The organism is Thermoanaerobacterales bacterium, assembly GCA_030019475.1.
Classification (GTDB): Bacteria; Bacillota; Desulfotomaculia; order Desulfotomaculales; family JASEER01; genus JASEER01.
The window spans coordinates 1-11,407 of sequence record JASEER010000014.1 but is presented as its reverse complement, the minus strand read 5'-3'; the positions used below and the strand labels follow the sequence as shown (position 1 = coordinate 11,407).

The window sequence follows — 11,407 nt, the reverse complement described above, 5'->3', positions numbered from 1 at the left end:
CAAAAGCGCCCTTCCCGGCCCGGTGCAGGCCACAAGGGCGAGGATGCCCAGTTCCCAGACCAGCCCCCAAAGGATGGCGGGGTTGTTGAGCGGTATGCGGAAGGTCGAGTCGGCGGCGGACCGGCAGGCGAAGAGGTTGCCCACCTGGGCGAAGACAATGGCGGAGAGGCAGGCGGTTGTCGCCTGCAGGTAGAGGACGTTCGCCTGGGCCAGGTGCTGTCCCCAATGCCAGCCGCCCCGGTGCAGCACATAGAAGTACCCCGCCATGCCGGCCGCCGCCTCAATAACGCCGAGAAACCCGTACGCCCGCAACAAGAGGCCCCGCGTCAGGAGCGGTTCGTGCCGGCTCCTCGGCGGCCGGTTCATCATTTCGGGGCGCGGCTTTTCCAGCCCTAAAGCCAGGGCCGGCAACATATCGGTACCCAAATCAATGGCCATTATCTGGATAATTGAAAGGGGGAGGGGAATGCGCAGGAGGACATGGGCGAGAAAAGGCACCAGTTCCGGGATATTACTGGACAGAATGTACGTGACAAATTTCCTGATATTGGCGAAGACCGCCCGGCCCTCTTCGATGACGTTGACGATCGTGGCGAAATGATCGTCCAGAAGAACCAGGTTTGCCGACTCCCTGGCAACATCGGTCCCCCGGAGGCCCATGGCGATACCGATGTCGGCTTTGCGCAGGGCCGGCGCGTCGTTGACACCGTCACCGGTCATGGCCACAATCTCGCCCTTTTCCTGTAACGCGGTCACCACCCTCAGTTTGTGTTCCGGCTGCATCCGTGCAAAGACGACATGCTTTGCCCGCAGGGCGTTCTTAAGCTCTTCGCTCCCCATACCGTCCACGATGTCACCGGTCAGGACCGTGACCGGTTCGCCGTCCGCCGGGACAAGGCCGGCCTCGGCGGCGATGGCGCGGGCGGTGGCGGCCCCGTCACCGGTGATCATCATGACACGGATCCCGGCTGTGTGGCACCTGGCCACCGCTTCCGGCACCTCGGGACGGATCGGGTCGATCAGGCCCACAAGCCCGACGAACTCCATCTCCCTTTCCAGGAGAGCCGCCTCGCGCCCCTCGCCCGGGGGTACGGCACGGCGGGCCAAGGCAAGAACGCGCATCGCCCTGCCGCTCATTTCCAGCACGGCCTTTTCCACCCGCCGGACCTCTTCAGCCGTCAACCGGCCGAGGGGGAGAACGGTTTCCGGAGCACCCTTGGTAGCCAGGAACAGGCCTTCCCGCCCCTCGGGACTGTACAGCACGCTCAAGCGTTTCCTCTCGGGGGTGAAGCCCAACATGTCAACCAGATGTGTCTTCGGACTGTCTCCCGATCCCTTCAGGTAATCGGAGGAGGCCCGTAACAGCGCCACTTCCATGGGGTCGCCGGGCATCTCGCCCCCTTCGGACCACAAGGGCGACACGGTGTTGGCCAGGCCCATCACGAGGTAGGCCCGCTGCCGGGCGTCCTCGCTGTTGTCAGGAACCCATACCTCTTTGACGGTCATCTCATTCTGCGTGATTGTTCCGGTCTTATCCACGCAGATGACCGTGGTGCAGCCGAGGGTCTCGATGGAGCTGAGTTCCTTGACAAGGGCATGGCGTCTGGCCATGCGCTGGCTGCCGGCGGCCAGGGTCAGGGTCACGGTCGGCAGGAGGCCCTCCGGTATGAGCGCCACCAGGATGCCTATGGCAAACAGGACGTTGTCAAGAAACGGCCTCTTTACAGCCACGCCCAGGGCAAAAAACACGGCGGCAAGGCAGGCGGCGATCAGGGTCGTCGTCCTGGAGGCCCTGGCGATTTCCTTCTCCAGCGGAGTTGAACCCTTGGTTATCTCCGTCGTCAGGCGCGCCACCCGGCCGAACCGGCTCCGGCTCCCCGCCGCGAAAACCACCCCTGTCCCCCTGCCGGACAGGATCAGGGTACCGGAGAAAACGATGTTATCCGCGTCAAAGATCGATTCGGCCGGTGAGGCGTCCGCGGTGCGGAGAAGGACGTCGGACTCCCCGGTGAGGACCGCGTTGTTCACCTTGAGGTCGTCCGTTTCCACCAGCCTGATATCGGCCGGCACCCTGTCCCCCTCCCGGAGAAGCACCACATCCCCCTCGACCAGGTCGTCAACCGGCACCTCCGCCACCGTGCCCGACCGTACAACCCTGGCTTTTAAGGGAAGTATCTTTTTCAAAGCCCGGGCCGCCTTTTCCGCCCGGAACTCCTGGACAAAGCTGAACGCCCCGTTGACGGAGACGATCAGGACGATCGCCCAGCCCAGGTTCAACATCCCTTCCCCGGGCTGAAAGCGTTCAAGCCCAAAGCACAGGACGGCGGCTCCCCACAGGACAATGGCCAGAAAATGCGAAAACTGCTTGACGACTTTCTTTGCCCAGAATGCGAAGTGGCTCTGAATGTAAGGATCTCTCCCGCGGACCGCCAACCTTTCGCGCACAAGGTCCGCCGACAAACCTTCGGGGGAAGATCTCAGGCTTATGTAAACCTCTTCGGGGCGGAGATGATGTATATTGGTCAAAATCGACATCCCGGTCACCCGTTCCAGACAGATCGTTTTGCCGAGCGGCCATCCGGGGCGTATTAATTATAGCAGAATCCGCCAATAAGGGGATTCTCTACACAATAACCGGCCGCCTAACTTCCTCCGAACAGGCGGCGCAACCATACCGTCCAACCGTAATAAAAAAGCTCCCCCACTCTGATGGTAGAGGAGCTTTTCTTGACCTGGGTTGTATTAACGACCGTTTCTTTGCCTGAAGCAGTCGCGGCAATAGACGGGGCGATCACCAGACGGACGGAACGGCACCTCGGTCTCCGCACCGCATTCGGCGCAAATCGCCTTGAACATCTCCCGCGAGCCACGGTCATAGCCGCCGCCGAAACTGTTTCTCTGCTGTTTACGGGCGGCTCTACAATCCGGACAACGGCCGGGCTCGTTGCTGAACCCTTTCTCAGCATAGAACTCCTGCTCAGAAGCAGTAAACACGAACTCAGCACCGCAGTCGCGACAGGTCAGGATCTTGTTTTCGAACATGAAAAAATCCTCCTCATTTCTTAATCGCTCAGAAAATGGTACGGGAGATTCACTTACCTTTAAACCACCCGACCCCCTGAGCAGTTGAGAAGGATATTGAACCAGACCGTTGAACCGTTTTACTTGAGCCAAACCTATTATAACCTTTTCTGCAGAAAAGTAAAGCGTTTCTAATAATCTTTGCCGCCGGGTTTTCGCGCACCTCATCTGAGAGGCATCAAGGACTACTTCGACTTCCTGAACTGGTACCTGGCCGACTTGACGGAGCGGTACGCGCGCTGGGAAAAGGGCGAGATTGATCCCGACCGGGGGCGGTAGAAGGTGCCCGAGACGCAGGACAACGTGTTGATGCAACTGGACAGGGTCACCAAGAGCTACACGATGGGCGAGGTCACGGTCGACGCCCTCCTGGAGACATCCCTCTCCGTCTACCGGGGTGAAGTCCTCGTCATCCTGGGACCCAGCGGATCCGGCAAGAGCACCCTGCTCAACCTGATGGGCGGAATGGACCGTCCCACCGGCGGGTCGATCCGCTTCCTGGGGAAAAACCTCTCCGAAGCCTCAGACGCCGGGTTGACCCTCTACCGGCGCCGCGAGCTGGGCTTCGTCTTCCAGTTCTACAACCTCATCCCCGACCTCACGGCCAGGGAGAACGTGGAACTGGCGGCCAACCTCGTAGAGGCCCCGCTCTCCGCCGTCGAGGTCCTCCGCGAAGTCGGGCTGGGGGACAGGCTGGACCACTTCCCCTCCCAGCTCAGCGGCGGCGAGCAGCAGCGGGTCTCGATCGCCCGCGCGGCCGTCAAGAACCCGCGCCTGCTGCTGTGCGACGAGCCCACGGGCGCCCTTGACCGTTCGACCGGCAGGCTGATCCTGGGCCTGCTGCAGCGGATCAACCGGGAGCGGGGGAGCACGGTGGTCATCGTCACCCACAACACGGCCATCGCGGCGATGGCCCACCGCATCGCCCGCATGAGCAGCGGCCGGGTCGTGGAGATCACCGTCAACGAGAAGCCGGCTCCGCCGGAAAGCATTGAGTGGTGACGGCCTTGAGGACGGTACTTATTAAAAGGCTCGGGCGCACCGTTCTGCAGACCAAAGGACAGTTTGCGGCCATCGTCGCCGTGGTCGCGCTGGGCCTCTCGGTTTACATTTCCATGACCACGGCCTACTTCAACCTCAGCCGGTCCAAGGAGTTGTTCTACCGGGAGAACAACTTCGCCGACTATTACTTTCACGTTGTCAGGGCTCCCCAGCAGGTAACCCGGAGAATTGAAGCCATTCCCGGCGTCATCAAGGCCACGGGCCGGATCCAGCAGGACGTCCCCCTGCTGAAAGAAGGAGACGAGAGGGCCACCGCCCGCCTGGTGGCCTATCCGCCGCCTCTGGCGTCGGAGGTCAACCGGATCCACCTCCTGTCGGGGCGGATGTTCGACGAGAACCCGCAGAACGGGATCGAAGCCCTCGCCGACCCCCAGTACGCCGCGGCCAACCGCCTGGCCCCCAACGACACCGTGACCATCGTGGCCGAGGGCCGGCGCGTGCCCCTGACCATCGTGGGGACCGCCACCGGCCCCGAGTTCGTTTACCCGTTGAAGGACGCGGCCAGCCTGATGCCCGAGCCGAAGACCTTCGGCATCTTCATGCTGCCCCTCGACCAGGCGCAGCAGATCCTCAACCAGCCGGGCCAGGTGAACCAGATCGTGGTGGACCTCGCCCCCGGCGTCGACGAGGACGACATCGCCGCCAGGATCGAAGCCCTGCTGGAACCCTACGGCAACCTGGCCTCCTATCCCCGCCGGGAACAGCTCAGCGACGCCGTGCTGCAGGGAGAACTCGACGGGCTGAAGACCACGGCCCGCACCCTGCCGGCCATCTTCCTGGGCATCGCCGCCGCCATCCAGTTCGTGATGCTGGGCCGGATGATCAAAGCCCAGCGGCTGTCCATCGGCGTGATGAAGGCCCTGGGCTACGCCAGCCGGGAAATAATGCTGTACTATACCGGCTACGCCCTTGCCGTGGCGGTCACCGGCGCCGTCCTGGGAACCGCGCTCGGGCTGGCGTTCGCCTCCGTCTTTTCGGACCTCTACGCCCAGTTCTTCAATCTGCCCCGGGCCATCGGCGGCGTCAACGGCCAGGCCATCCTCTACGGGTTCATCCTGAGCCTCTCGGTCGGCGCGGTCGCCGGCCTTTCGGCGTCACGCGGCGTCGTGAAGATCGACCCCGCGGAGGCGATGCGCCCCGAGCCGCCCCGCGGGGGCGGCAGGGTCTTCCTGGAGCGCTGGACCGGGGTATGGCGGAGGCTGGACCCGGCCTGGAAGATGAGCCTGCGCACCGTGCTGCGCAACCGGGTGCGCTCCGCCGTAACCCTGATGGGCGTCATCTTCGCCGTCGGGCTGCTGGTCATCGCCTTCTTCACCAGGGACGCCGTCGACTTCATGCTCAACGAGCATTACTTCCGGGAGCAGCGTTACGACTACCTGGTCCGCTTCACCTCCCCCGTCAAACAGTCCGAGCTGCGCAACATCTCACGCCTGGACGGCGTCGTGAAAGTCGAACCGGTGTTCGAGGTTCCCGTCAGGATCCACTTCGCCGGGCGCTCGGAGGAGGACCTGCTCTTGGGGCTCCCCCGGGACCTGACCCTCAAGGAACTGGTGGGCGAAAACGGAGAGCGGTTGGAAGTCCCCGAAGAGGGGGTTCTGCTCAGCCGGCGGGCGGCGGAGAAGCTGGGTGTCGAACCCGGCGACCGCGTGGTCGTCGAAACCCTGCTCGCCCGGGGACCGTCCCGGAGGACGGCGGTCAAAGTCGTCGGACGGAACACGCAGCTCATCGGCAGCGCCTCCTGCGTCAGTCTCGCCCAGGCCAACAGGATGCTACGGGAACAGGGTCTCGTTTCCGGGGCGCTGCTGAAGGTGGACTCCGGGATGTCCGGAACGGTGGAACGGGAACTCAACCGGATGACCGGTGTTTCTTCCGTCCTGAGCCGGCAAAAGGAGCTGGCCGGCTTCAATCAGAACCTGGACAGCCTGATCTATTCGGTTGGTATAATGGTCGCCTTCGCCGCCGTCCTGGGCTTCGCCATCGTCTACAACTCGGCGGCCATCAGCTTCGCCGAACGCAGGAGAGAACTGGCCGCGCTGCGCGTTCTCGGTTTCAGCATGGGGGAGGTTTCCTCTCTCCTGCTGAAGGAGAACGTGCTGCAAACGGCCGCCGGCATCCTCCTGGGGCTGCCCTTCGGGCGCCTGATGGCCGAAGCCTACATGAAAGCCGCCGCGACGACCGACCTCTATACCCTGCCCGTAGTGGTTTACCCCGTAACCTACGTCCTCTCCGCCCTGGGCGGGGTTACCTTTGTGATGGTCGCCCACCGCTTCGCGGTCCGGGGGATCAGGCGGCTTGACCTGGTGGAAGCGCTCAAGACCAAGGACTAGCGGGAGGGTTCGATATGCAACTGAAGAGACGGTGGCTGGCGGGGCTGGGCCTCCTCATCCTGCTCGCCGCAGCGGCCCTGGCTATGACGACCGGCGGCACCGAGGTCGAAACGGTGGAGGTGCGGCCGGCCGACATCACGCGCACCGTGGCCGATACCGGCTATGTCCAGCCGGTGACCGACCGTGACCTGTACACCGTCCAGGGAGGGCAAGTCGCCGCCCTGCCGGTCGAAGCCGGCCAGGCGGTCAAGGAAGGTCAGACCCTGGCCGTCCTGGAGAACCCCGACCTGGCCGTGCAACTCAGGGAAACCGAGGTCCGGCTGGCCGGCGCCCGGGCCGCCGCCGACGCCGCCCGGTCGGCCATTGAACGGACGGAGCTGGAGCTGAACGACGCCCGGGCCAACCTGGCCCGCGTCGAGGAACTCCTGGCGGCCGGGGCGGCCGCCCGGGTCGAATACGAACAGGCCCGGCTGCGGGCGGAGACCCTCGAAAAGGCCCTTCAGGAGCAAGAGGCCCAGCGCCGGAGCGCCCTGGCACAGATCAGCGGGACCGCCGCCGTGCTGGCGGAGCTGCGGGACAGCGAGCAACAGCTGACCGTCCGCAGCCCGGTGGACGGCATCGTCCTCCGCCTCCCGGTAAAGAAGGGCGACGTGCTGCCGCCGGGCGGCCTGGTGGCCGCCGTGGCCGCCACCGGCCGGCTGGAGGTCAAGGTCGACATCCTGAGCGACGACCTGGCCGAAGTGAAGGTCGGCCAGCGGGCGGCCGTCACCGCTCCGTTCCTGGGGCAGAAAGCCCTGGACGGGAAGGTCGAAAAGATCTACCCGCAGGCGGAAGAAAAGCAGTCGGCCCTCGGCATCATCCAGCGGCGGGTGCCGGTCATCGTCTCCTTAAGCGCCCCGTCGGGCCTGAAACCGGGCTTCGAGGTCGACGTCGCCATCGAGACCCTCTCCCGGCAGGGCGTGCCGGCCGTGCCCCGGGAGGCGGTCAGAACACTTCCCGACGGCCGCAAACAGGTCATGGCTGTGGTCAACGGGCGCATCAAATACCGGATCATCGAGACCGGGATCAGCGATGCCGACCTCATCGAAGTGCGGCAGGGACTGCAAGCCGGCGACCGGGTCGTCCGGGACGGCAGCCTCGAACTGAAGGATGGGACGCGGGTGAAGTAACTTTCCGGGTGTTACCCGTTTTCCGATGCCAAAAATAGGTTTATAATACAGTCATAGATTAAACTGACATGTCCCATAATATGGGATGGCAAAACACAGGACATCAGAGGGGGTCGGAAGATGAAGGCTCTACTGGTTTATCCCAAATACCCGGAGAGCTTCTGGAGCTTCCAACATGCCTTGAAGTTCATCGGCAAGAAATCCGCCAACCCCCCGCTCGGTCTCATCACGGTAGCGGCCATGCTTCCGAAGGAGTGGGAGTTGAAGCTTGTAGATATGAATGTTAACAGGCTGCGCGATGAGGACATCGCATGGGCTGACTATGTATTGCTGAGCGCCATGTCCATCCAGCAGAACTCCGCCAGAGAAGTGATTGACCGCTGCCGCCGGCTCGGGGTGAAAACCGTCGCCGGGGGACCTTTGTTCACTATGGAATACGACGGGTTCGACGACGTCGACCACCTTATCCTCAATGAAGCCGAAATCACACTCCCTGAATTCCTGGCGGACCTGGAGAAAGGCAGCCCGAAAAAGGTTTATAAAACAGACCTTAAACCTGACTTGAGCGAGACTCCGGTCCCCATGTGGGATCTCCTCAACATGAACGACTATGCGTCAATGAGCATCCAGTATTCCAGGGGTTGCCCCTATGACTGCGAATTCTGTGATATCACCACCCTCTACGGGCGCAAACAGCGCTTAAAAACAGCCGCCCAGATGACCGCCGAATTAGAGGCCCTCTACACGCGTGGCTGGCGCGGCACCGTCTTTATTGTTGATGACAACTTCATCGGCAACAAGCTCAAGCTGAAGAAAGAAATCCTGCCGGTCGTCATCGAATGGATGGAAGCCCACAAGAACCCCTTCTGGTTCATCACGGAGGCCTCAGTCAACCTGGCCGATGACGAGGAACTCATGCAGTTGATGCGCAGGGCCGGTTTTGTCCACGTCTTTCTGGGGATTGAGACACCTGATGAAGAGAGCCTGAAGGAATGCAACAAGTTCGCCAACCTCAACAGGAACCTGGTTAAATCCGTCAAGACCATCCAGAACCACGGGATGCAGGTCAGCGCCGGTTTCATCGTCGGTTTCGACAGTGACACCCCGTCGATCTTCGAGAGGCAGATCAAGTTCATCCAGCAGAGCGGCATCGTCACCGCAATGGTCGGACTACTCAACGCCCCACGGGGGACACGGCTCTACGAACGTCTAAAAACGGAGAACCGCCTGCTGCCGCAGCGTTTCTCCGGAAACAACACCGACTTCAACCTCAACTTCATCCCTAAAATGAACCGGCAGACGCTCATTGAGGGCTACAGGAGGATCGTCACCACCATCTACGATCCCTCCCACTACTACGACCGGATCCTGGAGTTTTTCAAAGAGTTCAAGCCGGTGAAAAGGAATAGAATGAGACTCTTCCGCTTCTACTACCTGACCGCGGTTTTCAAGGCCACCTTCTACCTGGGATTCATCGAAAAAGGCCGAAGGCACTACTGGAAGATGATTATGAAAACCCTCGCCAAGCACCCGTGGCTGTTGCCGGATGCCATCACCTTCGCTGTTTACGGCTTCCACTTCCGCAAGGTCTTCAACAAGCTTTAGTCCCTGTGCCGGCACCACCGTAACTTTTCCCGCAGCGTCCTGCCTGACCGCACGGCCTCCGCCTGGCGTCGCTCCGTCTCCAGGATAACGTGGGCTGCCGAAAGCACGTCCGCCACGCTGGAGGCGGAGACGAACAGGACACCGTCGGCGTCCGCGAAGACCACGGTTTACAGCGCCGGCCCGGTTTTCGTTTGGACAGTTGTGCCCCACGTAAATACGTGTTACACTTAATTGTGTGGAGGTGAAGAATGTGGAACAGCAAAACGTTACGCTGTCCCTGCCCAAAACCCTGTTGCGCCAGGCAAAGCACCTGGCTATAGAACGGGGCACCTCGCTATCCGGACTCCTGACTCAGTTGCTCCGCGACGCCACCCGTCAAGAGGACAGGTACCGTAAGGCCAAAGAACGCCATCTTGCCCTGTTGGGCAGGCTGGACTTGAGCACCGGGGGACAGGCCAAGTGGACCAGGGATGACTTGCATGAGCGGTAGCAAAGAAAGACAGTTCATCGATACAAACATCCTGGTTTACGCCCACGACATCTCCGCCGGGGAAAAGCACGAAATAGCCGAAGACCTGGTACGACGGTTATGGGACGCCGGCAGCGGGTGTCTCAGTGTCCAGGTTTTGCAGGAGTTCTATGTTACGGTAACCCGGAAGGTGACGCAACCCCTTACACCGCCGGTAGCCTCGCGTATTATCGAAGATCTCGCCTGCTGGCACGTCCACATCCCCGAACCGGCGGACGTTCTGGAAGCCATCGACTTGCAGCTGCAATACAAGGTTTCCTTTTGGGATGCAATGATCATCCGCAGCGCACAGGCCCTTGACTGCACCGTAATTTGGTCGGAGGACTTAAGCCCCGGGCAGGATTACGGCGGAGGGCGGGTGATCAACCCCTTCGCCGACCGGCTTTAACACCCGACCCCAGTGTGCCGGAGAGACTCCAGTATGCCAGGGACAACAAGCTTTGTGGGATAAATGATCGTCTGACTTCTCACATCTCATCTCGGGGCCCGGAGCGTCAATGACCCGCCGCTGCCCATCGCTGCCACCACGGCAGCCAGGAAAAAAGCAGCGTTAAATGAGCTCGTCACATCCGCCAGGTATCCGGCTATTGATGGGGCCAGCGCCTGTCCCACAGCAAAGAAGAAGGTGACCATCCCCAGGGCGGCAGGGGCCAGCCTGGGCCCGACGTAGTCACCGCAAGCGGCCGCAACGATGCCGGGGATGCTGAATGCGGTAAGACCATAGAGCAGTGCCGAGGCGTAGAGGGCAGCAGGGGAATCACCCATTCCGAATAGGAAGTAGGAGACGGCCTGCAGGCCGAACACCAGAGCCAGGGCGTTCTTGCGCCCGAGGTAGTCGGACACCGTTCCCCACGCGATACCGCTGAAGACGGCGAGTGCCCCGATCCCAGACCACACCGCCCCTGCCTGGGCCTGGGTAAATCCCTTGTCGGCGGTCATTGCCGCTGCAAAAAAGGTTCCATAAATGATGTAGGAAAAACCAAAGAACAGGTAGACCAGGCCCAGCCGCCACAAGGCCGGGGAGGTGTAAAGACTCCCCCAGGACAGGCGGTCGCCGCCGGGGGCAGCGGCCTGAGATCCTCCGATGGGCCGGCATCCCATTTCGGAAGGCTTGTTTCGAAGCAGGAGACTGCTTAGGCCGGCGAGCAGGATTACCGTCCCGCCGAGAATGAACCAGCCAAAACGCCAGCCGTCGTCCGGCGACGCTGCGATCACCCTCGGCACCAGGAAACCGGTGATCAGGAAGCCGAATCCCGAACCCCCGACCAGGAATCCCGCAGCCATCCCCCTTCGCCTGGGCCCAAACCACGCCGAAACCAGTCCCATCACGGGAACATTGGCTCCGGCGCTGCCGAGACCCGTCAAGAAACGTATGACGACCGCCGGCCAGAATCCGCCGACAGCTCCGGTCATAAACATCGTGGCGCCTGTGACGAGCATCGAGCACCCGATCAGGAGCCGCGGGCCGAACCTGGCCGCAAGAAGGCCTCCGATCAGGGAGAAAGCCGTATAGCCGATCAAATTGCCGGTGGCGATCATGCCCATCTGGGTGTTGTTTAGAAGGAGGGCATCTTTCATAGAAGGGAGGATGGTGGCGTAGCCGAAGCGGGCGAAGCCAAGGGCACCCATAACCG

11 protein-coding genes are annotated in these 11,407 nt (G+C 61.9%); 7 read left to right on the top strand and 4 right to left on the bottom strand.

What is annotated here, in order from left to right:
• A partial coding sequence (locus tag QMC81_05410) for a cation-transporting P-type ATPase (protein MDI6906911.1) occupies positions 1 to 2,535 on the bottom strand: 2,535 nt, incomplete at its 3' end.
• 207 nt (positions 2,536 to 2,742) lie between these two features.
• Positions 2,743 to 3,042, bottom strand: coding sequence for a zinc-ribbon domain containing protein (locus QMC81_05405; protein MDI6906910.1), 300 nt, complete (start codon positions 3,040 to 3,042; stop codon positions 2,743 to 2,745).
• Between the two features lie 180 nt (positions 3,043 to 3,222).
• On the opposite strand from QMC81_05405, the gene QMC81_05400 reads away from it, so the two are divergent.
• The 5 genes from QMC81_05400 (at position 3,223) to QMC81_05380 (ending at position 9,244) form a co-directional block, all read left to right on the top strand.
• Positions 3,223 to 3,360, top strand: coding sequence for a hypothetical protein (locus QMC81_05400; GenBank protein ID MDI6906909.1), 138 nt, complete (start codon positions 3,223 to 3,225; stop codon positions 3,358 to 3,360).
• 3 nt (positions 3,361 to 3,363) lie between these two features.
• Positions 3,364 to 4,083 carry an ABC transporter ATP-binding protein gene (locus QMC81_05395; GenBank protein MDI6906908.1) on the top strand — a complete coding sequence of 240 codons (720 nt, stop codon included), beginning with the start codon at positions 3,364 to 3,366 and terminating at the stop codon, positions 4,081 to 4,083.
• Positions 4,084 to 4,088: 5 nt separating this feature from the next.
• Positions 4,089 to 6,470 carry an FtsX-like permease family protein gene (locus tag QMC81_05390; GenBank protein MDI6906907.1) on the top strand — a complete coding sequence of 794 codons (2,382 nt, stop codon included), beginning with the start codon at positions 4,089 to 4,091 and terminating at the stop codon, positions 6,468 to 6,470.
• A gap of 14 nt (positions 6,471 to 6,484) precedes the next feature.
• Positions 6,485 to 7,639 carry an efflux RND transporter periplasmic adaptor subunit gene (locus QMC81_05385; GenBank protein MDI6906906.1) on the top strand — a complete coding sequence of 385 codons (1,155 nt, stop codon included), beginning with the start codon at positions 6,485 to 6,487 and terminating at the stop codon, positions 7,637 to 7,639.
• Between the two features lie 120 nt (positions 7,640 to 7,759).
• Positions 7,760 to 9,244 carry a DUF4070 domain-containing protein gene (locus QMC81_05380; GenBank protein MDI6906905.1) on the top strand — a complete coding sequence of 495 codons (1,485 nt, stop codon included), beginning with the start codon at positions 7,760 to 7,762 and terminating at the stop codon, positions 9,242 to 9,244.
• Here QMC81_05380 and QMC81_05375 read toward each other — a convergent pair.
• A complete protein-coding gene (locus tag QMC81_05375; protein MDI6906904.1) occupies positions 9,241 to 9,408 on the bottom strand; it encodes a hypothetical protein in 168 nt (55 codons plus the stop codon). The two genes, QMC81_05380 and QMC81_05375, sit on opposite strands and share 4 nt — an antisense overlap.
• Before the next feature lie 86 nt (positions 9,409 to 9,494).
• Between QMC81_05375 and QMC81_05370 the strand changes: the two genes are divergently transcribed.
• Both QMC81_05370 and QMC81_05365 read left to right on the top strand, forming a co-directional pair.
• Positions 9,495 to 9,734: a DUF6364 family protein gene (locus QMC81_05370; protein ID MDI6906903.1), complete on the top strand. Its 240-nt coding sequence runs from the start codon at positions 9,495 to 9,497 to the stop codon at positions 9,732 to 9,734.
• A complete protein-coding gene (locus QMC81_05365) occupies positions 9,724 to 10,161 on the top strand; it encodes a PIN domain-containing protein (GenBank protein ID MDI6906902.1) in 438 nt (145 codons plus the stop codon). The genes QMC81_05370 and QMC81_05365 overlap by 11 nt, the downstream gene beginning before the upstream one ends.
• An 86-nt stretch (positions 10,162 to 10,247) precedes the next feature.
• Here the strand turns inward: QMC81_05365 and QMC81_05360 are convergent.
• The coding region (locus tag QMC81_05360) for a YbfB/YjiJ family MFS transporter (protein MDI6906901.1) at positions 10,248 to 11,407 on the bottom strand (1,160 nt) is incomplete at its 5' end.